Annotated in this window: 16 protein-coding genes; 10 read left to right on the plus strand and 6 right to left on the minus strand. The window is 62.1% G+C overall.

Annotated features, from left to right (window positions below):
- The first annotated feature begins 54 nt into the window (after positions 1–54).
- Complete coding sequence (locus BM110_RS06770; RefSeq protein ID WP_093512871.1) at positions 55–2,535, plus strand: fimbria/pilus outer membrane usher protein; 2,481 nt, start codon at positions 55–57, stop codon at positions 2,533–2,535.
- 69 nt (positions 2,536–2,604) lie between these two features.
- Here the strand turns inward: BM110_RS06770 and BM110_RS06775 are convergent, their stop codons facing one another.
- The 3 genes from BM110_RS06775 to BM110_RS06785 all read right to left on the minus strand — a co-directional run bounded on the left by BM110_RS06775 (position 2,605) and on the right by BM110_RS06785 (position 8,718).
- Positions 2,605–6,276 (minus strand): translocation/assembly module TamB domain-containing protein, encoded by a 3,672-nt coding sequence (locus tag BM110_RS06775; protein WP_093512873.1) that lies wholly within the window; start codon positions 6,274–6,276, stop codon positions 2,605–2,607.
- Positions 6,276–8,003: an autotransporter assembly complex protein TamA gene (locus BM110_RS06780; RefSeq protein ID WP_092244878.1), complete on the minus strand. Its 1,728-nt coding sequence runs from the start codon at positions 8,001–8,003 to the stop codon at positions 6,276–6,278. The genes BM110_RS06775 and BM110_RS06780 overlap by 1 nt, the downstream gene beginning before the upstream one ends.
- 64 nt (positions 8,004–8,067) lie before the next feature.
- On the minus strand, positions 8,068–8,718 hold the full coding sequence (locus tag BM110_RS06785) for a GNAT family N-acetyltransferase (protein WP_071491988.1): 651 nt from the start codon (positions 8,716–8,718) through the stop codon (positions 8,068–8,070).
- A 168-nt stretch (positions 8,719–8,886) separates the two neighbouring features.
- Between BM110_RS06785 and xthA the strand changes: the two genes are divergently transcribed.
- Both xthA and BM110_RS06795 read left to right on the plus strand, forming a co-directional pair.
- Positions 8,887–9,699, plus strand: coding sequence for an exodeoxyribonuclease III (gene xthA / locus BM110_RS06790; RefSeq protein ID WP_093124042.1), 813 nt, complete (start codon positions 8,887–8,889; stop codon positions 9,697–9,699).
- A gap of 121 nt (positions 9,700–9,820) precedes the next feature.
- Positions 9,821–11,152, plus strand: coding sequence for a substrate-binding domain-containing protein (locus BM110_RS06795; protein WP_093512875.1), 1,332 nt, complete (start codon positions 9,821–9,823; stop codon positions 11,150–11,152).
- 121 nt (positions 11,153–11,273) lie between these two features.
- Here BM110_RS06795 and BM110_RS06800 read toward each other — a convergent pair whose 3' ends face one another.
- Entirely contained in the window at positions 11,274–12,503 is a 1,230-nt protein-coding gene (locus tag BM110_RS06800) for an acyl-CoA dehydrogenase (RefSeq protein ID WP_028616890.1), read from the minus strand.
- A 151-nt stretch (positions 12,504–12,654) separates the two neighbouring features.
- On the opposite strand from BM110_RS06800, the gene BM110_RS06805 reads away from it, so the two are divergent.
- The 3 genes from BM110_RS06805 (at position 12,655) to BM110_RS06815 (ending at position 15,012) form a co-directional block, all read left to right on the plus strand.
- Positions 12,655–13,590, plus strand: a complete 936-nt coding sequence (locus BM110_RS06805; protein WP_071491992.1) for a LysR family transcriptional regulator — start codon at positions 12,655–12,657, stop codon at positions 13,588–13,590.
- 113 nt (positions 13,591–13,703) lie between these two features.
- Complete coding sequence (locus BM110_RS06810; protein ID WP_071491993.1) at positions 13,704–14,096, plus strand: MerR family transcriptional regulator; 393 nt, start codon at positions 13,704–13,706, stop codon at positions 14,094–14,096.
- Between the two features lie 16 nt (positions 14,097–14,112).
- Complete coding sequence (locus tag BM110_RS06815) at positions 14,113–15,012, plus strand: hydroxymethylglutaryl-CoA lyase (RefSeq protein ID WP_093512877.1); 900 nt, start codon at positions 14,113–14,115, stop codon at positions 15,010–15,012.
- A gap of 541 nt (positions 15,013–15,553) precedes the next feature.
- On the opposite strand, the gene BM110_RS06820 is transcribed toward BM110_RS06815, so the two are convergent.
- The gene (locus BM110_RS06820; protein WP_093512879.1) at positions 15,554–17,191 is read right to left on the minus strand and encodes an AMP-binding protein; all 1,638 of its coding nucleotides are present in this window, start codon (positions 17,189–17,191) and stop codon (positions 15,554–15,556) included.
- A gap of 150 nt (positions 17,192–17,341) precedes the next feature.
- On the opposite strand from BM110_RS06820, the gene BM110_RS06825 reads away from it, so the two are divergent.
- The 4 genes from BM110_RS06825 to BM110_RS06840 are packed head-to-tail and all read left to right on the plus strand — an operon-like array spanning position 17,342 to position 22,868.
- Entirely contained in the window at positions 17,342–18,505 is a 1,164-nt protein-coding gene (locus tag BM110_RS06825; RefSeq protein WP_093512881.1) for an isovaleryl-CoA dehydrogenase, read from the plus strand.
- 11 nt (positions 18,506–18,516) lie between these two features.
- Positions 18,517–20,124 carry a carboxyl transferase domain-containing protein gene (locus BM110_RS06830; protein ID WP_092244856.1) on the plus strand — a complete coding sequence of 536 codons (1,608 nt, stop codon included), beginning with the start codon at positions 18,517–18,519 and terminating at the stop codon, positions 20,122–20,124.
- Between the two features lie 15 nt (positions 20,125–20,139).
- Positions 20,140–20,946: a gamma-carboxygeranoyl-CoA hydratase gene (locus BM110_RS06835; RefSeq protein ID WP_092244853.1), complete on the plus strand. Its 807-nt coding sequence runs from the start codon at positions 20,140–20,142 to the stop codon at positions 20,944–20,946.
- Positions 20,943–22,868: an acetyl/propionyl/methylcrotonyl-CoA carboxylase subunit alpha gene (locus BM110_RS06840; protein ID WP_093512883.1), complete on the plus strand. Its 1,926-nt coding sequence runs from the start codon at positions 20,943–20,945 to the stop codon at positions 22,866–22,868. Before BM110_RS06835 ends, BM110_RS06840 begins: the two co-directional genes overlap by 4 nt.
- Here the strand turns inward: BM110_RS06840 and BM110_RS06845 are convergent.
- Entirely contained in the window at positions 22,865–23,497 is a 633-nt protein-coding gene (locus BM110_RS06845; RefSeq protein ID WP_071492000.1) for a LexA family protein, read from the minus strand. The two genes, BM110_RS06840 and BM110_RS06845, sit on opposite strands and share 4 nt — an antisense overlap.
- Positions 23,498–23,537: the final 40 nt, after the last annotated feature.

Genomic DNA, 23,537 nt, shown 5'->3' on the forward strand with positions numbered 1-23,537 from the left:
CTGTATTTCTCTTCGCTCCGTTAGTTCGTATCGGAGGTGATATAGGGTTCCTGCATGTTTTTATTCAAGCGCGATGGATTGGCGCCGTTATTGATTGCCCTGGGCTTCACCTCATTGTGCCAGGCCGATGGCGACGAACAATTCAATACTTCGTTTTTGCAAGGTGCGGCGGCTGACGTCGATTTGCACACGCTGCTCGCCAGCAGCAGCGTACTGCCCGGTACTTACCGGGTTGACCTGTACGGCAATGAAACCCTGGTTGGTCGGCGCGATATCGACTTTCAGCGCAACCCGCAAAACGGCAAGGTCGAGGCCTGCCTGACCCTGGAGATGCTGCAGCAAGTGGGCGTCGATATCGGCGCATTACAGGCCAGCGGCAAGCTCGTCGATACCGACCCGCATGCCTGCCTGGACCTGCCTGCCTTGATCGAGCATGCCAGCGTGCGCTACGACGTACCTCGCCTGCGCCTGCTGGTCAGCGTGCCTCAACGCGCCATGGAGCGTGGGCGGCGCGGCTACGTCGACCCTGCGCTGTGGGACGAAGGCGTGCCTGCGGCGTTCATCAATTACCAATTGAGCAGCAACCGCAACAGCACTGACGCCGATACCACGCTCTCGAATAACCTGGGCTTGCGCAACGGCATCAACCTGGGCGCGTGGCGCCTGCGCAACGAATCGAACTTCAACAGCAGCACCGACCGCCCCAGTACGTTCAAGAGCAACCGCACCTACCTGCAACATGACGTGACTGCCTTGAAGGGCCAGTTCAGTGCCGGGGATATTTTCTCGGACACCGACCTGTTCGACAGCGTGCGCTATCGCGGTCTCAAGCTGGCCTCCGACGACGGCATGCGCGCCGACAGCGAGCGTGGCTACGCGCCGATCATCCGTGGCATTGCGCAATCGAGCGCCACGGTGGAAATCCGCCAGAACAATTACATCCTCTACACCGCCAACGTGCCGCCGGGCCCGTTCGAGATCAGCGACATTTACCCCAGCGGCTCCAACGGCGACCTGGAAGTGACGGTCATCGAGGCTGACGGCCGTCGCCGGGTCACGGTGCAGGCATTTTCCAGCCTGCCGATCATGGTGCGTGAAGGCCAGTTGAAATACAGCCTCTCCGCCGGCCAGTACAACAGCAATGACGACGGGCAAGAAAAACCGCAATTTGTCAGTAGCACCCTGGCCTATGGCATCAGCAACAACCTGTCGGGGATTGTCGGCGTACAAGCCACGCAGGACTTCCAGGCGTTGTCCGTGGGGGCTGGACGCAACACGTCGATCGGCGCGGTATCGCTGGACATGACCCACTCCGTCAGCCGCACCTTCGGCCAGCAGGTCACGGGCAACAGCGTGCGCGCGTTATACGCCAAGACCTTTACCGGCACCGACACCAACTTCACCCTGGCGGCCTATCGGTATTCGACCGAGGGCTATCGCACCCTCGCCGACCACGTCGAGGAACTCAGCAATGAGGGCCAAAAACGCAACGGCAACTCCAAGACCCGCACCGACCTGACCATCAACCAGAGCCTGGGCCGCAACCAGCAGTTCGGCAGTGTGTACGTAAATGCCAGCGACCAGCGCTACTGGGGACGCGGCGGTTCGCAAAGCCTGTCGGCGGGCTACAGCAACTACTGGGGCGACGTGAGCTACAACCTCAGCGCCACGCATACCAAGGACGTGGGCAACTACGGGGCGTCGAACAACGACACGCTGATCAACCTGTCCGTATCCTTTCCGCTGGGCTCAAAGCCCCGCGCGCCGAGGGCCTTTATGTCGGCCAGCACGCAGAAAGGCAGCGACACCACGCAACTGGGCGTCAACGGCTACCTGACCGAAAACAGCGACACCTATTACTCATTGCAAGGCGGTAACAGCAGCACAGGCGGCAGCACCGGCTCGGCCAACCTCAGTACCCGCACCTCGCTGATGGACATCAGCGGCGGCTACAGCCAGGGCCGTGGGTACAGCGCGCAGAACCTCAACGTGGCGGGGTCGGTGGTGGCCCACCCAGGCGGTATCAACCTGGGCCAGACCGTGGGCGAGACCTTTGCGCTGGCGCACGTCGACGGCGTGCAGGGCGTGAAGATCGGCAGCTTTTCCGGGGCCAAGACCGGCCGTAACGGCTATGCAGTGATCCCCAATGCGCAGCCTTACCGGGTGAACTGGATCAGCCTGGACACCCGTGACCTGGGCGCTGACATTGAAATCGATAACGCCACCCAGCAGGTCGTGCCTCGTCGTGGGGCCGTGGTGGTGGCCCGCTATACCAGCAAGAGCGGGCGGCGCGTGCAGTTTGCGCTGTTCGACACGCATCACCAGCCCATCCCGTTTGGTGCGTCGCTGGAGAATGTTGCGGGCAAGCAGATCGCGATGTCCGACCCTAGCGGCAAGGCATTGGCATTGATCGAAGAGGATGCCGGTACGTTGGTGATCAAGTGGGGTGACCAGCAATGCCAGGCGCCGTATACGCTGGGCGAGCGCAATAAGGCGCTGAACTATGAGCAGGCGACCCTGACCTGCTTGCCATAAATCCATCAACGCCACTGATCAAATGTGGGAGGAGGCTTGCCCCTTTCCACATTTTTGTCCCTGTGTGGCTTAGAAGTCACGTTTGTAGAAGATATCCAGGGAGCTGGCCACGCCGCTCGCCACTTCCAGGTACACCTTCTTGCTCAACAGGTAGCGCAAGGCAATGGTGCTGGCCGGTTCGAACACGCCTACCCCATACCGCAGGCTGAGTTTCTCGGTGATCTTGCCGCTGGCCACCACGGCGGTGTTATTGCCGCTGCCCTGGGTGTCGAGTTCAAAGTCCTGGATGCCCAGGTTCTTCGCCAGGTCCGAGGTGACCCCGGCACTGCCCATCAAACCCAGGCCCAGCGCAGCCTGGGCCAGCATGTTGTTGTCTTCACCGCTGGTGCTCAGCGGACGCCCCAGCACCAGGTAGGACAGCGCCTGTTCCTGGCTCATGGCCGGTTCGGAGAAGATTTGCGTGGTGGGCTGTTCCGCGCTGCCACTGAGGCGGATACCGGCGACCACATCGCCCGTCTTGCGAATCGCTTCGATATCCAGGAATGGCTGGTCCAGCGGCCCGGCAAACAACAGCCGCGCACGCCGCACATCGAGCTTCTGGCCATAGGCGCGGTAGCGGCCATCGTTGAGCCATAGCTCGCCCCGGGTGTCGAGGTTGTCGCCGATGTGCACCTGGCCCTGGACCTTGGCGGTGAGGCCGAAGCCCGAGAAGTTGAGCTTGTCTTCGCCCACCACCACGTTGATATCCATCGCCATGGCCATCGGTGGTTTGCCCTCCTCGGTCTGGCTGCCGATGATCACCGTGTCATCGGAAACCTTGACCGTCGACGGCGGCAGCTCGCGCACAGTGATGTCGCCACGTGGGATGTGCACGTTGCCGGCGATGGCCAGCTTGTCGTTCTTCAGGCTGATTTTCAGGTCGGGCGCCACTTCCAGCACGGCGTAAGGTTCGACCGTGACCGGCAACTGCGAGCCTTGCAAACTGAGGTCCACCACCAGCGCCTTGCCCCAGTCGATCTGACCCTTGAGGCTGCCCTGCCCGGCCTTGCCACTGTGCCAGGCGCCGTTGAGCTGCACGCTTTCGCCGGCAATCAGCGCCTGCACATTCAGGCCTTCCAGGCTGATGGGCAGCTCCGGCCCGGAGATCTCGCCGCCCACCAGGTTGACGTTGCCGTTGACCTGGGGCGCCAGCAAACCACCGGAAATACGGCCATTACCATTGAGCTTGCCGCTAAGGGTTTCCACCATCGGCACAAACGGCCGCGCCACGGAAAGGTCAAGGCCGGCCAAGTTGAAATTGCCGGTGATCGGTTTGTTTTTCGGCAACGGGTTGAGTTGCGCCTGCACCATCAATTCACCCAACTTGCCGCCACGGAAGTTGAGCTGCGTGTCGATGCGCTTGGGGTTGAGGGTGGTTTCGAGCTTCAAGGTGTCGTACGGGAAATCCAGCCACTGGTCCTTGTCCTTGACGCGCAGGGTGCCGCCACTGGCGTCCACCGAGACCACGCCTTTGGGGCCGCTGTCCGGGAGGTCCAGTTGCAGGTCAGCATTGAGCTTGCCCTGCCAGGCGAAATCCTTGGGCAGGAACGCCGCCAGGCTGTCGATGGGGAATTGCTTGAGGTGGTAGCGCAGCTTCGGCTCGGGCATCAGGCGCTGGTCTTCGCCGCACAGGCTGGCGGGGCCGGACACCCAGCAATGCGCGGCAAATGTCAGCCTGCCATCAGCCATGCGTTCGATCTTGGCCGGCGTTTGCAGCTTCCAGTCCTGGCCGCCGGCTTGGACGTCGCCACTGGCCAGGCGCCCGCGCCAATTGCCTTTGTCGAGATTGCCGTCCAATGCCAGGGCCAGCTTGACCAACGGGCCGGCCAGGTCCAGTTGGACTTTCTGGTGCTTGATATCGCCCTGGGCGCTGGCCGTCAGGGTGCCGACCTGGGTGTCGCCGGCCTGGATACCGCTGCCCTTGAGGTCGATTTTGGCGCGCTGGGCGTTATCCAGGTTGGCATCGAGGGTAAGGCTTTGCAGGCGGTTCTCGGCAAACGCCAGTTGCTGGCCCTTGAGGGCGAGTTTGCCCTGAGGCGCGTTGAGGCTGCCGGCCACGTCGAGCCGGCCATTGACCTGCCCGCGCAACTGCGGCCACAACTGGGCCAGGCGCGCCAGCTTGATATCGATCTGCCCGGCCAGGCGTTGTTGCAGGCTGCCGCTGCCGTTGATGCGGTTGTCGCCCAGGCGAATGTCCAGGTTGGCCAGGGTCCACTGCTCGCCCGCGCCTTCGGCCTTGGCCGCCAGCACCGCGGTTTGCCCGCGCAGGCGGCCCTTGAGGTCGAGGTCGGCATTGAGCTTGAGTTGCTCGTTCTTGAACTCGCCCTTGCTGCGCAGCGGCCCGGCCAGGGTGCCGGGCAGTTCCGCGACCCAGTACGCCGGGTTCAGCGCCGACAGGTCGAGGGCAGTGTCCCAGGCAATGCCATCGGCAAATTGCAGGTTCAGGTGACCCTCGGCCTTGCCCTGGCCGGCTGTGAGTTTCAGCTCGGGCAGGAAGATTTGCGTGAGGTCGCCACTGAACGGCGTGACCACATTGAACTTGCCCGCCGGGCCATCAAGGTCGGCCTTGAGATTGCCCAGGTAGTTGCCGTCTTTATAGGAAATCTCGCCATTGAACGTACGCAGGGTGACTTGCGGCTCGTCGATCACCGGATAGAGGCGATGCCAGGGGAAGTTCAGCCAGTCGACCTTGGCATCGGCGCTGAAGCCTTGTTGCCAGTCCAGATTGGCGCTGAGCTTGAGGCTTTGCTTGTCACCGGCATTCAGGTCCAGGCCGGCGATCTGCGCCCCCTTGGCGTCGACCTTGCCTTGCAGCAGCAAGTCCACCGGGCCTTTTTCCGCCGGCAGCACGGCTTTGCCCAGCAGTTGGTAGCCACGGCTCAAATCACCTTGGGCGGTGAGGTCGAGTTGATTGAGTTGCAGGGTGTCGGGCAGCTCGGCGCTAGGCTTGAAGCCGTCGGCGGTGATGTGTAATTGCGCTGGGAGGTGTTCCACCAGGGGTTGAAGTTCTCCCGTGAGCTTGGCCGGCAAATAGCCCGTGCTGTCGGCGTCAAGCCTGAGGGTCTTGAGCAGGTCGCCGTCTAGCTTGAGCGCAACGGTCCAGGGTGCGCCGCCCGGTGCATAGGGCAGGCTAAGGTTACCGCTGGCGCTCAACGGCCAGTCACCGGTGGGTTGCAGCAAGCCGGAAAGGTCCAGCACCAGGCCATCGCGTTGCAAATGCACCGAATCAATCTGCATGCCCGCGGCGGTCCAATGCGCCGCCAGTTGCAGGCCCTTGAGCTCTTCGCTGCCGTTGAACAGCAGGCTGCCGACGCGAACGTCGCCCAACTGGATGGCCACGGGTAGCTTCAAGTCAGGCAGTGCGATGGGGCCGCTGCTTTCTTCGGTGCTCGGTGGAAATTGCAGGCTGACCTGTTCCACGTCCAAGCGGTCGATGCACAAGGTCATGCGCAACAGGCAGGCCGGCGACCAATCCAGCTGGGGCGCCTGGAGTTCGATACGGCTGCTGTCCTGCTGCCACAGCAAATGGTCGGCGCTCCATTGGCCGCCCAGATGCCCCTGGAAATTGTCGACACTCAAACCCGGCACGCGGGCCAAGGCCCAGCGGCTGCCCGCCTGGGTGCCCAGCAGCGCCCACACTGCCAGCAACAACACGGCAAGGCTCGCCACCACGGCCAACCCCGCTATTTTCACACCACGCATCACAGCTCAGGCCCCATGGAAAAGTGCAATCGAATGCCGCCCGGGTCTTCCAGGGCATGGGCCAGGTCCAGGCGGATCGGGCCGACCGGCGACACCCAGCGGATACCGACGCCAACGCCGGTTTTAAGGCTGGGCATTTCCAGGGTATTGAACGAGTTGCCCTGGTCGACGAAGGTCGCGATCCGCCATTTCTCGGCGATGGAATATTGATACTCGGCGCTCAGGGCCACCATGTAGCGGCCACCGATGCGATCGCCCCGGTCGTTCTCCGGCGACAGTGTCTGGTACTCATAGCCCCGTACGCTCTGGTCGCCACCGGCAAAGAAACGCAGCGATGGCGGCACCGATTTGTAGCCGTTGGTGGCACTGCCGCCCACCTGCGCACGGGCCAGGAAGCGATGGTTGTCCCACAGCGTGGTCAGGCCTTTGACCATGGCGGTGCCGTAAAGCAGGTTGGTATCGGAGCCCAGGCCTTCCTTGGCGACTTTGGTGTCGAACTGCAGGCGGTAGCCGTTGTGCGGGTCGATGCGGTTGTCGCTGCGCAGATAGGAATAGCTGACGCCCGGCATCACCAGGTTGCTCAGGCCGGAGTCATTGCCCAGGCGATATTCTTCACGCTGATACTTGAGCGAAATCACCCGGGTCCAGCCGCTGGGCAACTTGCTGTGCCACTCGGGGCCCACGGTGAGCAATTTACTCAGGGTGTCGGTATTGGCGATTTCTTCGTTCTGATAGCCACCGGCAAAGCGCAGTTTATCGGTGAGCGGTGGGTCCAGCGGTATGTCGTACCACAGGCCGACGTTCTGCCGCGGCGCCGACAGCTCGGCTTCCCAACCATAGCTGTGGCCCTGGGGGTTGACCCAGTGGCGGGTCCAGTTGGCTTTGCCACGCGGGCCGACGTCAGTGGAAAACCCCAGGCCCAGCCCCATGGTGCGCGGCTTGCGGGTCTCCAGGCGCACGGCCACCGGGATGATGTCATTGGTCGACGCGGCAGGGGCGGCGTCCACGCGCACGCCTTCAAAAAAGCCACTGGCTTGCAGGTTCTGGTTGAGTTCGGCGATCAGTTCGGAATCGTAGGGCGTGCCGCTTTTGAACGGCACCATGCGTTGCAGCAGCTCTTCGTCAAACGGCGTGTCGCCGGCGAAGCTGACTTTGCCCAATGTGTAGCGCGGGCCGCTGTCGTAGATGAGTTCGATATCGGCGACACCGGCCTTCGGGTCTACCGCAAGTTTCTGGCTTGTGAAGCGCCCGCTGAAAAAGCCGTAGCGCGAAGCCTGGTTCTGGATCAGGCGCTTGGCGTCTTCGTAATGGCCGTGGTTGAGCACAGCGCCGGCCTTGAGGTCGTTGCTGACGGGCACGCGAAAGGTCTTGAGGTCTGCGGCGGGGCCGTCGACCCGAATGGTCACGTTGCGCAAATGCACCGGTTCGCCGGGGTCGATGGTGAGGATCAGGCGCGGGTTCTTGCCGCCCTTCACTTCACTGTCGATCTGTGGCTGATAGAAGCCAAGGGCCTGGGCAGCTTTGCGCGCCTGCTCCTCGGCGCCACGGCTGAACCGCAGCAGGGCCTCTTCATCACGATCGCCCACCCCGCCGATATAGCCTTCGATGTTGGCTTTCAACGCGTCGTTCGAAGGCTTGATCCGCACGTCCAGTTCGCTTTGCGCCAACGCGCCGCAGCTTGTGAACAGCAGAATCAAGCCGCTGGTAAATCTTCCTGGAAACTTCATAGGCGCGGATGCTACACGAGCAAGGGAGACTCTTTGAACTCGGATTTATCTGAATAATTCTGTATTAAGCCGTTGCAGCATGTAACGACTGCGGATTGGGATGGAAAAACACATGTTCCAGGATCGGGCCTACCGCTACTTCACCGATTTCCTCGTAGCCCTGACGCTTATAGAACTCCAGGTAACGTGAATTCCCAGTGTCCAGCACCACACCGGATGAATGTGGGTCTTCGGCACACCAATTGTGCACGGCTTCCAGCAACTGCTCGCCGTAATGCTTACCCTGGAACTGCGGGTGAATGCCCAGCAACGGCAGTACATGTACCGACTCACTGGGCAGGCACGCCAGCACCGCGTGATGGTAGTCGAGGTAACGCCGTGTACCGCGCACGCCGGTGCTCAGCCACATGCGCAGTTGCCAGGCCCAGCTTTCGGTGATGCCCAGGCGCCGCTGCGGTGGCGCGATCAGGGCGATGCCGATCAGCCGGTCGTTGACGAACAGGCCGATGGCCGGCAGTTTCTGAAAGAAGTGCTGCTTGACCAACTCGCGCACGGTGGCGCGCACCCGTTGTTCATAACCGGGGCGCTCGGCTTCGAAGATGTAGGCGAAGGTCGGCTCATGCCGATAGGCCTGGTACAACAGGGACCGGGCCTCGCGGGAGTAACCGCTGTTGAGCAGGCGAATTTCAGCAATTGCAGTTGTAGTGTCCGGCATACCGTCAATCTCCCTGGGCGCGGCTCAAAAGGCAGCGTTCTTATGGGTACGAACCTACACAGCACGAGTCGTTCCCAGACATTAGCAGTGCATGTGCCCTACCGCCACGCTGGCCCCCGTCCGACTTGTCCGCTAGCATCGCCCTTTTGCCAGACTGGACTGCCGACCATGAAAATCGTCTCCTTCAATATCAACGGGCTGCGCGCCCGCCCTCATCAGTTGGCGGCGCTGATTGAAAAGCACCAGCCCGACGTGATCGGCTTGCAGGAAACCAAAGTCCACGATGACCAATTCCCGCTGGCCGAAGTGCAGGCCCTTGGCTATCACGTGTACTACCATGGGCAAAAAGGCCACTACGGGGTGGCGCTGCTCTCGCGCAAGGAAGCCCTGAGCGTGCACAAAGGCTTTGCCAGTGACGAAGAGGACGCCCAGCGTCGCTTTATCTGGGGCACCTTCGCCGACGCGAACGGCCACCCGGTCACCATCATGAACGGCTACTTCCCCCAGGGCGAAAGCCGCGACCACCCGACCAAGTTCCCGGCCAAGCAGCGCTTCTATGAAGACCTGCAGCAGCTGCTGGAAAGCCAGTTCAGCAACGACCAGGCGCTGGTGGTGATGGGCGACGTAAACATTTCCCCGGAAGACTGCGACATCGGCATCGGTGCCGACAACGCCAAGCGTTGGCTCAAGACCGGCAAATGCAGCTTCCTGCCGGAAGAGCGCGAATGGATGGCTCGCCTGAAAAACTGGGGCCTGGTGGACAGCTTCCGCCACCTCAACCCGGACGTGGCCGACCGCTTCAGCTGGTTCGACTACCGCAGCCGGGGCTTTGAAGACGAGCCCAAGCGTGGGCTGCGCATTGACGTGATCCTGGCCTCCAATGGCCTGCTTTCGCGGGTCAAGGATGCCGGGGTGGATTACGAGCTGCGTGGGCTGGAGAAGCCGTCGGACCATGCACCGATCTGGCTGGAACTGAGCTGATCGCAAAAAGTGGGAGTGGGCTTGCCCCTCCCACATTCAGCCTTGCGGCGCACCCGTCACATTTATGCAACCTGCCTGTCTTATTCTCGCGGCACTCCCTTTGGCTTGAGAAGGTGCCGGCATGAGGCTGCGCGTTCTGTTACTGCTGACCGTTTTTCCCCTCTTCGCCGTATCCGCTCCCCTGCCCCTTCCTGATCAAGGCCCGGCACTGCGTATCCAGGGCTCCAATACCATTGGCGCGGCGTTGGGTCCGGCACTGGCCAAGGGGCTGATGGAGCATCAGGGCTTGCAGGCGGTGCACAGCGAACCGGGCGAAGGCGTCAATGAACAGCGTGTGATCGGCAAGACGCGCCAAGGCAAGACCGTGACCATCGAGGTCGCGGCCCACGGATCGAGCACCGGGTTCACGGCGCTGAAAAAAGCCAGCGCCGATCTCGCCGCCTCGTCTCGCCCGATCAAGGACAGTGAACTGGTCGACCTTGAACCCCTGGGCGACCTGAAAAGCCCTGAAGCCGAACAAGTGATTGCCATCGACGGCCTGGCGATCATCCTCCACCCGCAGAACCCGTTGAACACACTGAATACCGAGCAACTGGCGCAGATCTTCAATGGTGAGGTCAGTACCTGGGAGGCGCTGGGTGGAGTGGGCGGCCCCATTCATGTGTACGCACGGGATGATCAATCCGGCACCTACGACACGTTCAAGGAACTGGTATTGCGTCTGCGTGGCAAGCCGCTTGCCTCGGGTGCCAAGCGTTTCGAGTCCAGCGAGCAGCTGTCCGACGCGGTCAGCCAAGACCCGCAGGGTATCGGCTTTATCGGCCTGCCCTACGTACGCCAGGCCAAAGCCGTGGCGATTGTGGATGGCGATTCACAGCCCATGCTGGCGCTCAACAGCCTGATTGCTACCGAGGATTACCCGCTGTCACGCCGGTTGTTTTTCTACCTGCCGCCGTCCGGGCATAACCCGTGGGCCAAGGCGCTGGTGGACTTTACCCAGAGCGCCAAGGGCCAGGCGATTGTGGCCGCAAACGGGTTTATTGCGCAGCAGGTGCAGGCGATCGCCGTGCAACCGCGCCCGTCGATGCCCGATGATTATCAGGGTATCGCCCGCGACGCCCAGCGCCTGACGGTGAATTTTCGCTTTGAAGAAGGCAGCGCCAGCCTGGACAACAAGGCGCGCCAGGATCTGCAAAGGGTGGTGGCGTATCTGAAGAGCCACGACAAGCTGGATAAGCAGGTGACGCTGGTGGGCTTTGGCGATGCCAAGGATGACCCGCAGCGCGCCGCGCTACTGTCAAAGTTGCGGGCGATGGCGGTGCGTCGGGAGTTGGTGAAGAACGCCGTGGTGCTGCGCGATATCCGTGGGTTGGGTGCGCAGATGCCGGTGGCGGCGAATACGGCGGATGAAGGCCGGATCAAGAATCGGCGGGTGGAGGTTTGGGTTTACTGAGGGCTGATGGAGCTTCATTGCCTGATCCGGCCTCATCGGGGGCAAGCCCCCTCCCACATTTTGATCTGTGAACACATCCAAGTGTGGGAGGGGGCTTGCCCCCGATGCAGGCGACGCGGTGTTACTGCCCGCTGCGCATCAGCTCTTTAGGCACGTACTTGCCAATCTCGAACTTGCCGATGGCCGCCCGGTGCACTTCATCCGGGCCATCGGCCAGGCGCAAGGTACGTTGCATGGCGTACATGTAGGCCAGCGGGAAGTCGTTGGAAACGCCGGCGCCGCCGTGAATCTGGATTGCGCGGTCGATCACCTTCAAGGCCACGTTCGGCGCCACTACCTTGATCTGGGCGATTTCACTCTTCGCCACTTTGTTGCCCACGGTGTCCATCATGTACGCCGCTTTCAGGGTCAGCAGGCGCGCCATGTCGATCTCCATGCGTGAGTCGGCAATCTTGTCGATATTGCCACCCAACCGGGCCAGCGGCTTGCCGAACGCGGTCCGGCTGACGGAGCGTTTGCACATCAACTCCAACGCACGCTCAGCCATGCCGATGGAGCGCATGCAGTGGTGGATACGGCCTGGACCGAGGCGGCCCTGGGCGATTTCGAAACCCCGGCCTTCGCCGAGCAGGACATTTTCATAGGGCACACGGACGTTGTCGAAGAGTACCTCGGCGTGACCATGGGGCGCGTCGTCGTAGCCGAACACCGGCAGCGGGCGCACGATTTTCACACCCGGGGTGTCCACTGGCACCAGGATCATCGAGTGCTGCTGGTGGCGTGGCGCATCCGGGTTGCTCAGGCCCATGAAGATCAGGATCTTGCAGCGCGGATCGCAGGCCCCGGAGGTCCACCATTTCTTGCCGTTGATCACCCATTCGTCGCCCTGGCGCTCGGCGCGGGCGGCCATGTTGGTGGCGTCCGAGGAAGCGACGTCCGGCTCGGTCATGGCGAAGGCTGAGCGGATCTCACCGCGCAGCAAGGGCTCCAACCAACGTTGCTTCTGTTCTTCGTTGGCGTAGCGCACCAGCACTTCCATATTGCCGGTGTCGGGGGCGGAACAGTTGAACGGCTCCGGGCCCAGCAGGGAGCGCCCCATGATTTCGGCCAGTGGCGCGTATTCGAGGTTGGTGAGGCCGGCGCCCAGTTCGGATTCAGGCAGGAACAGGTTCCACAGGCCTTCGGCCTTCGCCTTGGCTTTCAACTCCTCCATGATTGCGGTGGGCTGCCAGCGGTCGCCTTCGCTGACCTGGCGTTCGAACACCGGCTCCGCCGGGTAAACGTAAGCGTCCATGAACGCAGTGACGCGTTCACGCAGTTCCTGAACCTTGGGCGAATAGGCGAAATCCATGAGCAGCTCCCTTCTCTGAGAGGTTGTTTAGGTCATGCAATCGATGCTAGAACAGCGTTGATAATTTACCTAGCCTATTCTCGGCGTGTATTAACATTCATCACCGATATATGATCGACGTATGGCCACCTAACAATAAGAGCGCTGCGAAATGAATCTGAGCAAGGTCGACCTCAACCTGTTTATCGTCTTTGACGCGATCTACACCGAAGCCAACCTGACCCGCGCCGGGCAGATTGTCGGCATCACCCAGCCGGCGGTGTCCAACGCGCTGGCGCGCCTGCGTGAGACCTTCAACGACCCGCTGTTCGTGCGCACCGCCCAGGGCATGGTGCCGACGCCGATGGCACAGAACATCATCGGCCCGGTGCGCAATGCGCTGTCGTTGCTGCGGGTATCAGTGCAGGAAAGCCGCATCTTCAACCCGCAACAGGCGGCCAAGACCTACCGCATCAGCATGACCGACCTCACCGAGGCGGTGATCCTGCCGCTGCTGTTCCAGCGCCTGCGTCGCCTGGCGCCCACGGTGGTGATCGAGAGTTTCCTGTCCAAGCGCCGCGAAACCACCAAGGAACTGGCCGCCGGGCGCCTGGATTTTGCCGTGGATGCGCCGCTCAACACGGACCCGCAGGTTCGCCACGTCAAGCTGATGGAAGACCGCTACGTGTGTGCCATGCGCAAGGGGCATCCGCTGGCCGGCAAGGACAAGCTCACGCTGGATGACTACCTGTCGCTGACCCACATCCATATTTCCAGCCGGCGCAACGGTCTGGGTCATGTGGACCTGGCCCTGGGCAAGATGGGCATCCAGCGCAAGATCGCCCTGCGCTCCCAGCATTACCTGATGGCCTCGCAGGTGCTGCAGCAGACCGACATGGTCATGACCGTGCCCGAGCGCTTCGCCCGCCGCCATGAACTGCACTGGTTCAACCTGCCGGTCAACGACGTACCGCCGGTGGAAACCCATCTGTACTGGCACGAAAGCACCGACCAGGACCCGGCCAACCGCTGGATGCGCGAGCAGATGATCGAGTTGTGCCAGCAGGTCACGGCCCATGAGAAGAAGCTGGATAAACAACAGGCGTGAGGTTGGCGAGCGTCCTGTGGGAGGGGGCTTGCCCTCGATGGGTCGCGCAGCGACCCTTGACGTTTACGTCAACCTGCCAGTAGCTTAACGCCAAGACCTCCTTGAGCGCCCCCATGAGCACGACTTACAGCATCTCCGACCTCGCCCGCGAGCTCGACATCACCACCCGCGCCATTCGCTTCTACGAAGAACAAGGCCTGCTGGCCCCGGAACGCCGGGGCCAGGAGCGCATCTACTCGGCGCGCGACAAGGTCAGCCTCAAACTGATCCTGCGGGGCAAGCGCATCGGTTTTTCCCTGGCCGAGTGCCGCGAGCTGATCGAACTCTACGACCCCACCAGTGGCAACCACGTGCAACTCAACAGCATGCTGGCAAAAATCGCCGAGCGCCGCGAGCAGCTGGAACAGCAACTGCTGGACATCGAACAGATGAAGCTGGAACTGGACACCGCCGAAGAGCGCTGCACCCAGGCCCTGGCCCACACCCTGCGCCAGGCCGACCACTGATCAGAAGGTAATTGCCATGTCCCTCCCCTCACACGTGCGCCTGGTGGAAGTCGGCCCGCGCGATGGTTTGCAGAACGAAGCCCAACCCATCAGCGTGGCGGACAAGGTCCGTTTGGTGGACGCCCTCAGCGCTGCCGGCTTGCGCTATATCGAGGTCGGCAGTTTTGTCTCGCCCAAGTGGGTGCCGCAAATGGCCGGTTCCGCCGAGGTATTTGCGCAGATCCAGCGCAAGCCCGGTGTGACTTATGGTGCGCTGGCGCCGAACCTGCGCGGGTTTGACGACGCGCTGGCGGCTGGCGTTAAGGAAGTGGCGGTGTTTGCCGCTGCGTCCGAGGCGTTTTCCCAGCGCAATATCAATTGCTCCATCAGTGAAAGCCTGGAGCGCTTCGCGCCGATCATGGCGGCGGCCAGGCAGCATGGGGTCAGCGTGCGGGGCTATGTGTCCTGCGTGCTGGGGTGCCCGTATGAAGGCGAGATCGCGCCGGGACAGGTCGCGGCGGTGGCGCGGGAGCTGTATGCCATGGGCTGCTACGAGGTGTCTCTGGGCGACACCATCGGCACCGGCACGGCAGGCGCCACGCGACGGCTGTTCGAGGTGGTCGCGGCGCAGGTGCCACGGGACAAGCTGGCGGGGCACTTCCATGACACCTATGGCCAGGCCATCGCGAATATCTACGCCAGCCTGCTGGAAGGCATCACGGTGTTCGACAGCTCTATCGCGGGCCTCGGCGGCTGCCCCTATGCCAAGGGCGCCAGCGGTAACGTCGCCACCGAAGACGTGTTGTACCTGCTCGACGGCCTGGGCATCGAGACCGGTATCGACCTTGAGGCATTGATTGGCGCGGGGCAGCAGATCAGCAGCGTACTGGGCCGGCCAACAGGATCGCGTGTGGCCAAGGCGCGTAACGCCGGTTGAGTAGCCTGGCCGTGACAATGTGTTACCGCACGCCTACACATCGAGTAACACGGGAACATATTTTGTCGTATTTGCCGTAGGCCAATCCCTACACAAAAATCAAATCATTGATTTTAAAGGGTTTTAAAAAGTTGGCACGGGTTCTGCTATCTCTATCGCATAACAAGAATAAAAAGCGCCAAACCTAATAAAAATAAGACGAAACGACTCTGACATAACAAAAACAACACGGCAGAGACGCAGCTAACAGATTTTTTTGGAGAAGATGTGCTTCGCAGGGTACGGCATGCCGAAACCCGCAACCGGTCAGAGAAAAATAAAACTACCTCAGGTAGCTGCCCACTGGTTGGATCATCACGAAGAAGCAGATCAGCGCTCAAAAAAATACGTTTGCTCTTGATCCCGGATGGGGGTCGCCAAAAACAGCGGTAAAGGGTAACGGTTGCCAAAAACAACAATAGACCGCCCCTCAATAATAAAAAAAGAGCACGCAACGACAAATTAAAGGGGACCCTCGGGTCCCCTTTGTGCATTCAGGGATTTACTCCTGCCCTGCCCCCAACTCCTCCATGGAAATCTCGCGCATGCGGAATTTCTGGATCTTGCCCGTTACCGTCATCGGAAACTCCTCTACGAACTTGAAGTGCTTGGGCGTCTTGAAGTGCGCGATGCGGCCCTTGCACCAGGTTTGCAGCTCCAGTTCATCGGCGACATGGCCGGGGTGGAACTTGATCCAGGCAACGATGGCTTCACCGTAGCGCGCATCCGGAATGCCGATGACCTGCACATCCGCCACCGCCGGATGGGTAAAGAAAAACTCCTCCAGCTCACGCGGGTACACGTTCTCGCCGCCGCGAATGATCATGTCCTTGTTGCGCCCGGCGATGCATACGTAGCCGTGGGCATCCATGCTTGCCAGGTCGCCGGTGTGCATCCAGCCGGCGTCGTCGATGGCCTCGCGCGTGGCGTCGGGGTTGTTCCAGTAGCCGAGCATCACGCTGTAGCCGCGGGTGCACAATTCGCCGATTTCTCCACGCGCCACCGTGTTGCCGTCTGCATCGATGATCTTGCTTTCCAATTGTGGCTGGGTGCGCCCGACCGTGGTCACACGGCGCTCCAGGTCATCGTCCGCTCCGGTTTGCAGCGACACCGGGCTGGTCTCGGTCATGCCGTAGGCAATCTGGACCTCGCGCATGTGCAGTTCGCTGATGACCCGGCGCATCACCTCGATGGGACACGTGGCGCCAGCCATGATGCCGGTGCGCAGCGTAGACAGGTCAAAGTCGCCCAGCTGTGGGTGATCGAGCAGGGCGATGAACATGGTGGGTACGCCGTAAAGACCGGTGGCGCGTTCTTCGGCGACGGTGGTGAGGGTCAGCAGCGGGTCGAAGCCGTCGTTCGGATAGATCATGGTGGTGCCATGGGTGATGCAGCCCAGGTTGCCCATGACCATGCCGAAGCAGTGATACAGCGGCACCGGGATCACCAGGCGATCTTGCGCGGTCAGGCCCAGGCTTTCGCCGACCATGTAGCCGTTATTGAGGATGTTGTGATGACTGAGGGTGGCGCCCTTGGGGAAGCCGGTGGTGCCGGAGGTGTACTGGATATTCACGGGCTGATCGAAGTGCAGGCTGGCCTGGCGACTGTGCAACTGTTCGGGCGCAATGCCAGCGCCGAGCGCGGCCAGTTGCGACCACGGCATGAACCCTGCGGGCGGTTTGGGATCGAGGCTGATGAGGCCGCGCACGTCCGGTTTCAGCTCCTGCAGCATGGCGTGGTAATCGGAGCTTTTGAATGAGCCGGCGCACACCAGCCACTGGCAGCCGGACTGCTTGAGCACGTAGTCCAACTCGCTGCTGCGATAGGCCGGGTTGATGTTGACCAGGATCACCCCGAGCTTGGCACTGGCAATCTGGCTGATGCACCACTCGGCACAATTGGGTGCCCAGATGCCCAGGCGGTCGCCCGTTTGCATGCCCAGGGCCATGAACGCCCGCGCGTGCAAATCGACAGTCTCCGCCAGTTGTCGCCAGGTGTAGCGGCGTTGTTGATGACGCACCACCAAGGCCTCGCCATCGGGGAACTGCGCAACGGTTCGGTCAAAGGCTTGGCCAATCGTCATGGCCAGCAAGGTCTTGTCCTGTGAGCCGCGGCTGTAGCTCTGGTTCGGTTGTTCCATAACGACCCCTGTTGTCTTTTTTGTAGGTTGACGTAAACGTAAACTACGATTGACAGCGCCGCAACGCAAGCTTACGTTAACGTAAAGGTGAGCGCCCTCCCCTGGCGCCCCATCCACACAACAACAATGCTCACATTAAGGTGCCTGTCCATGAGTTACCCGTCCCTGAACTTCGCCCTCGGTGAAACCATCGACATGCTGCGCGACCAGGTGCAGTTTTTTGTGGGCAAGGAAATCGCGCCCCGTGCGGCGCAGATCGACATCGACAACCTGTTCCCCGCCGACCTGTGGCGCAAGTTCGGTGACATGGGCCTGCTGGGCATCACCGTGCCAGAAGAATATGGCGGTGCCGGCCTGGGTTACCTGGCCCATGTGGTGGCCATGGAAGAGATCAGCCGCGGCTCGGCCTCGGTGGCGTTGTCCTATGGCGCACACTCCAACCTGTGTGTGAACCAGATCAACCGCAACGGCAATCACGCGCAGAAACTCAAATACCTGCCCAAGCTCATCAGTGGCGAACACGTCGGCGCCCTGGCCATGAGCGAGCCAAACGCCGGCTCCGATGTGGTCTCGATGAAGCTGCGCGCCGATAAGCGCGGCGACCATTACGTACTCAACGGCAGCAAGACCTGGATCACCAACGGCCCCGATGCCAGCACCTATGTGATCTACGCCAAGACCGACCTGGAAAAAGGCCCGCACGGCATCACCGCGTTTATCGTCGAGCGCGACTGGAAGGGCTTCAGCCGCAGCAACAAGTTCGACAAGCTGGGCATGCGCGGCTCCAACACCTGCGAGCTGTTTTTCGATGATGTGGAAGTGCCCGAAGAAAACATCCTCGGCGCGCTCAACGGCGGCGTGAAAGTGCTGATGAGCGGACTCGACTACGAGCGCGTGGTGCTCTCCGGCGGCCCTACCGGAATCATGCAAGCGTGCATGGACCTGATCGTGCCCTACATTCACGACCGCAAGCAGTTCGGCCAGAGCATCGGCGAATTCCAGCTGATCCAGGGCAAGGTTGCCGACATGTACACCCAGCTCAACGCCAGCCGCGCCTACCTCTACGCGGTGGCCCAGGCTTGCGAGCGTGGCGAGACCACGCGCAAGGATGCCGCCGGGGTGATCCTCTACAGTGCCGAACGCGCCACGCAAATGGCCCTGGACGCGATCCAGATCCTGGGTGGCAACGGCTACATCAACGAATTCCCGGCCGGGCGCCTGCTGCGCGACGCCAAGCTGTATGAGATCGGCGCCGGCACCAGTGAAATCCGGCGGATGCTGATCGGTCGCGAACTCTTCAACGAAACCCGCTGAAGGAGCGCACCATGGCCACCTTGCACACCCAGCTCAACCCGCGTTCGGCGGAGTTTGCCGCCAACAGCGCGGCGATGCGCCAACAGGTCGACGCCCTGCACACCCTGCTCGCCCACGTGCAGCAAGGCGGCGGCGCCAAGGCACAGGAGCGACACACCTCACGCGGCAAGTTGCTGCCCCGCGAGCGTATCAATCGTTTGCTCGACCCGGGCTCGCCGTTCCTTGAACTCAGCCAACTGGCCGCCCATCAGGTGTACGGCGAAGACGTGCCGGCCGCCGGGGTGATTGCCGGGATCGGCCGCGTGGAAGGCGTCGAATGCATGATCGTCGCCAACGACGCCACGGTCAAAGGCGGCTCCTACTACCCGCTCACCGTCAAAAAACACCTGCGCGCCCAGACCATCGCCGAACAGAACCGCCTGCCGTGCATCTACCTGGTGGACTCAGGCGGTGCCAACCTGCCGCGCCAGGACGAAGTGTTTCCCGACCGCGAGCACTTCGGGCGGATCTTCTTCAACCAGGCCAACATGAGCGCCCAGGGCATCCCACAGATTGCGGTGGTGATGGGTTCGTGCACCGCCGGTGGCGCCTATGTGCCAGCCATGGCCGACGAAGCAATCATGGTGCGCGACCAGGCCACCATCTTCCTCGCCGGTCCACCGTTGGTGAAGGCGGCGACCGGTGAAGTGGTGAGTGCCGAAGACCTCGGTGGGGCCGATGTGCACTGCAGGATTTCCGGGGTGGCCGATCACTATGCCGACAGCGATGAGCATGCACTGGCGCTGGCCCGGCGCAGCGTGGCGAACCTCAACTGGCGCAAACAAGGCCAGTTGCTGCAACGTTCGCCGGTAGCTCCGCTGTACAGCAGTGAAGAGTTGTACGGCGTGATCCCGGCCGACGCCAAGCAGCCGTTTGATGTGCGCGAAGTCATTGCACGGCTGGTGGACGGTTCGGTGTTCGATGAATTCAAGGCGCTGTTTGGCACCACCCTGGTGTGCGGCTTTGCCCACCTGCACGGCTACCCGATTGCGATCCTGGCCAACAACGGGATTCTGTTTGCCGAAGCGGCGCAAAAAGGCGCGCATTTTATCGAGCTGGCGTGTCAGCGCGGCATTCCCTTGTTGTTCCTGCAGAACATCACCGGCTTCATGGTCGGCCAGAAGTACGAAGCCGGCGGCATCGCCAAGCATGGCGCCAAGCTGGTCACCGCCGTGGCCTGCGCCAAGGTGCCGAAGTTCACGGTGATCATCGGCGGCAGCTTTGGCGCGGGTAACTACGGCATGTGTGGCCGCGCCTATGACCCGCGCTTTTTGTGGATGTGGCCCAACGCACGCATTGGCGTGATGGGCGCCGAACAGGCGGCGGGTGTGCTCGTGCAGGTCAAGCGCGAGCAGGCCGAACGCGCCGGTACAGCGTTCAGCACGGAAGAAGAAGCCGCGATCAAGCAGCCGATCCTCGACCAGTACGAAACCCAGGGTCATCCCTACTACTCCAGCGCACGCCTGTGGGACGACGGTGTGATCGACCCGTTGCAGACCCGTGACGTGCTGGCGCTGGCCTTGTCCGCGTCGCTGAATGCCCCCATCGAGCCGAGCCGCTTCGGCGTGTTCCGCATGTAAATGGAGCTGTACCCCATGAGCGATTTCAACACCCTCGAACTGATCATCGACCCCCGTGGCTTTGCCACGCTGTGGCTCAGTCGTGAAGCCAAGAACAACGCGTTCAACGCCGAGATGATCCGCGAGCTGATCATCGCCCTCGATCGGGTACAAGGCGATCCGTCCCTGCGCTTCCTGGTCCTGCGCGGGCGCGGCAAGCACTTCAGCGCCGGCGCCGACCTGGCCTGGATGCAGCAGTCGGCCGAGTTGGATTACCACACCAACCTGGACGATGCCCGCGAACTCGCGGAGCTGATGTACAACCTGGCCAAAATGAAAATCCCGACCCTGGCGGTGGTGCAAGGCGCGGCCTACGGGGGCGCACTCGGCTTGATCAGTTGCTGCGACATGGCGATTGGTGCCGATGATGCGCAGTTCTGCTTGTCGGAAGTGCGCATCGGCCTGGCGCCGGCGGTGATCAGCCCGTTCGTGGTGCAAGCCATCGGCGAACGCGCAGCACGGCGCTATGCCCTGACCGCCGAACGCTTTGGCGGCCAGCGCGCACGCGACATCGGCTTGCTGGCGGAAAGCTATCCCATCGGCGAGCTGGACCATCAGGTCGAACAGTGGATCGCCAACCTGCTGCACAACAGCCCGGCTGCCATGCGCGCCAGCAAAGACCTGTTGCGCGAAGTGGGCAACGGTGCCCTCACCCCAGCGCTGCGCCGCTATTGCGAAAACGCCATTGCGCGCATCCGGGTCAGCACCGAGGGCCAGGAAGGCTTGCGCGCGTTCCTGCAAAAACGTCCACCGAGCTGGCAGCCCCAGGAGCCGCGTTCATGAGTAAATTGACAACCCTGCTGGTGGCCAACCGTGGCGAGATTGCCTGCCGCGTGATGCGCACCGCCAAGGCCATGGGCCTGACCACCGTGGCGGTGCACAGCGCCATCGACCGCGATGCACGGCACAGCCGTGAGGCGGATATTCGCGTCGACCTGGGCGGCAGCAAGGCTACCGACAGCTACCTGCAAATCGACAAGCTGATCGCCGCCGCCCAGTCCAGCGGCGCCCAGGCGATCCATCCGGGGTACGGTTTTCTGTCGGAGAACGCCGGGTTTGCCCGTGCGATTGAAGCCGCCGGGTTGATCTTCCTCGGGCCGCCCGCCTCCGCCATCGATGCCATGGGCAGCAAGTCGGCCGCCAAGGCGCTGATGGAAACCGCAGGCGTGCCCCTGGTGCCGGGCTATCACGGCGACGCCCAGGACCTGGACACCTTCCGCGCCGCCTGCGAGCGCATTGGCTACCCGGTACTGCTCAAGGCCACGGCCGGTGGCGGCGGCAAGGGCATGAAGGTGGTCGAGGACGTCAGCCAGTTGGCCGAGGCGCTCGCTTCGGCCCAGCGAGAAGCCCTGTCGTCTTTCGGCAATGGGCAAATGCTGGTGGAGAAATACCTGCTCAAGCCACGTCATGTGGAGATCCAGGTGTTCGCCGATCAACACGGGCATTGCCTGTACCTCAACGAACGGGACTGCTCGATTCAGCGTCGCCATCAAAAAGTCGTCGAGGAAGCGCCAGCACCGGGGTTGAGTATTGAACAACGCAAGGCCATGGGCGAGGCGGCTGTGCGTGCGGCCCAGGCCATCGGTTATGTCGGTGCTGGCACTGTGGAGTTTTTGCTCGACGCGCGTGGCGATTTCTTCTTCATGGAGATGAACACGCGACTGCAGGTGGAGCACCCCGTCACCGAAGCGATTACCGGCCTGGATCTGGTGGCCTGGCAGATTCGTGTCGCCCAGGGCGAGGCGCTGCCGATCACCCAGGAACAGGTGCCGCTGGTCGGCCATGCGATCGAAGTGCGGCTGTATGCCGAGGATCCGGCCAATGACTTCCTGCCTGCCACCGGGCACCTGGCGCTGTATCGCGAATCCGCACCCGGACCAGGGCGCCGTGTGGACAGCGGTGTCGAGCAAGGCGACAACGTCTCGCCGTTCTATGACCCCATGCTCGGCAAGCTGATTGCCTGGGGCGAGGACCGTGAACAGGCGCGGTTGCGGTTGTTGGGCATGCTGGATGAGTTTGCCATCGGCGGGCTCAAGACCAACCTGGGTTTTCTGCGGCGCATTATCGGGCATCCGGCGTTTGCGGATGCGGAACTGGATACCGGATTCATTCCGCGCTATCAGGATGACTTGTTGCCCGAGGCCGGTGAACTGGGTGATGAATTCTGGCAGGCGGCCGCCGCGGCATACATGCAGAGCCTGCCACCATCGGATGGACCCTGGGCAGATAAACGCGGCTTTCGCGCCGGGCTGCCTGCCGAGGTGTCACTGCATTTGAGTTGCAATGGCCAGGACCGACTGGTGACGCAGGCCGCCCAGGCGCCACAGTTGCGTGGCGAACAGTTGCTGATCGAACAACAGGGCGTGCGTCGCAGCCATCTGGCGGTACGCCATGACCACACGGTGTATCTGCGTTGGGACGGCGAGATGCGCGGCGTATCGTTGTTCGATCCGATTGCTGCAGTCGAGGCCAACCAATCCCATCAGGGTGGGCTGACAGCCCCGATGAATGGGAGCATCGTACGGGTGCTGGTAGAGGTGGGCCAACCGGTGGAAGCCGGCACGCAACTGGTGGTGCTGGAAGCCATGAAAATGGAACACAGCATCCGTGCGCCCCAGGCCGGGGTGGTCAAGGCACTGTTCTGCCAGGAAGGCGAAATGGTTGCCGAAGGTTGCACTTTGGTGGAGCTTGAAACGGCTGGTTAAAATTTTGCCGTGGCCTGTACGACGACGCCCAGGAGGCGGCAATCGTCGGTCAGCAACTGCTTCGGGTAGGTGGGATTGAGCGGCACCAGGTAACGCTGGCCGCTCTCCTCCAGCAACTGGCGAAAGGTCGCCCGGGGGCTCCCGACCCACTGGGCCACCACTAATTTACCGGGCTCGGCGGCAATGGCCGGGTCCACCAGGATCATCATGCCCGCACTGATGCTCAGGCCACTGGGTGCGGTCATGGCGTCGCCGGTGACCGGCAGCCAGAAGGCTTCGCCCCGGGCGTGGTAATCCGTCAGCTCGAAGCGGGCAGCGCCGTAAGGTGTACGCGGCTCACGCACTTCGCACAACCCATTCCAATCGCTGACCGGATAACGGAAATACGGGTTGTAGTTTTTCTCCGCAGGCGGCTCATCGACCCGCTCGCGAATATCCAGCGCGACCTCCAGATAGCCCAGCCCCAGCGCCGCCAGCACCCGATTCATGTCCACCAGGCTCGGCGCACGGCGCTTGTTAAGCCAATGGCCGACGCCGCCCTGGGACATGCCCAGGCGCTCAGCCAGTTCACCTTGCGTGACCTTGCGGTCTTCCATGTTGGCCTTGACCAACGCGATCCAGTTATCCATGGGCGCTGACAATACGTCACGCAGTTTCCAGGGCAATAAA

The sequence above is a fragment of the Pseudomonas sp. NFPP28 genome (genome assembly GCF_900115535.1).
Taxonomy (GTDB): domain Bacteria; phylum Pseudomonadota; class Gammaproteobacteria; order Pseudomonadales; family Pseudomonadaceae; genus Aquipseudomonas; species Aquipseudomonas extremorientalis.

Coding starts and splice junctions, on each gene's coding strand:
- BM110_RS06770 (WP_093512871.1), top strand. CDS start 55: ATGTTTTTATTCAAGCGCGATGGATTGGCGCCGTTATTGATTGCCCTG.
- BM110_RS06775 (WP_093512873.1), bottom strand. CDS start 6,276: ATGCGTGGTGTGAAAATAGCGGGGTTGGCCGTGGTGGCGAGCCTTGCC.
- BM110_RS06780 (WP_092244878.1), bottom strand. CDS start 8,003: ATGAAGTTTCCAGGAAGATTTACCAGCGGCTTGATTCTGCTGTTCACA.
- BM110_RS06785 (WP_071491988.1), bottom strand. CDS start 8,718: ATGCCGGACACTACAACTGCAATTGCTGAAATTCGCCTGCTCAACAGC.
- xthA (WP_093124042.1), top strand. CDS start 8,887: ATGAAAATCGTCTCCTTCAATATCAACGGGCTGCGCGCCCGCCCTCAT.
- BM110_RS06795 (WP_093512875.1), top strand. CDS start 9,821: ATGAGGCTGCGCGTTCTGTTACTGCTGACCGTTTTTCCCCTCTTCGCC.
- BM110_RS06800 (WP_028616890.1), bottom strand. CDS start 12,503: ATGGATTTCGCCTATTCGCCCAAGGTTCAGGAACTGCGTGAACGCGTC.
- BM110_RS06805 (WP_071491992.1), top strand. CDS start 12,655: ATGAATCTGAGCAAGGTCGACCTCAACCTGTTTATCGTCTTTGACGCG.
- BM110_RS06810 (WP_071491993.1), top strand. CDS start 13,704: ATGAGCACGACTTACAGCATCTCCGACCTCGCCCGCGAGCTCGACATC.
- BM110_RS06815 (WP_093512877.1), top strand. CDS start 14,113: ATGTCCCTCCCCTCACACGTGCGCCTGGTGGAAGTCGGCCCGCGCGAT.
- BM110_RS06820 (WP_093512879.1), bottom strand. CDS start 17,191: ATGGAACAACCGAACCAGAGCTACAGCCGCGGCTCACAGGACAAGACC.
- BM110_RS06825 (WP_093512881.1), top strand. CDS start 17,342: ATGAGTTACCCGTCCCTGAACTTCGCCCTCGGTGAAACCATCGACATG.
- BM110_RS06830 (WP_092244856.1), top strand. CDS start 18,517: ATGGCCACCTTGCACACCCAGCTCAACCCGCGTTCGGCGGAGTTTGCC.
- BM110_RS06835 (WP_092244853.1), top strand. CDS start 20,140: ATGAGCGATTTCAACACCCTCGAACTGATCATCGACCCCCGTGGCTTT.
- BM110_RS06840 (WP_093512883.1), top strand. CDS start 20,943: ATGAGTAAATTGACAACCCTGCTGGTGGCCAACCGTGGCGAGATTGCC.
- BM110_RS06845 (WP_071492000.1), bottom strand. CDS start 23,497: ATGGATAACTGGATCGCGTTGGTCAAGGCCAACATGGAAGACCGCAAG.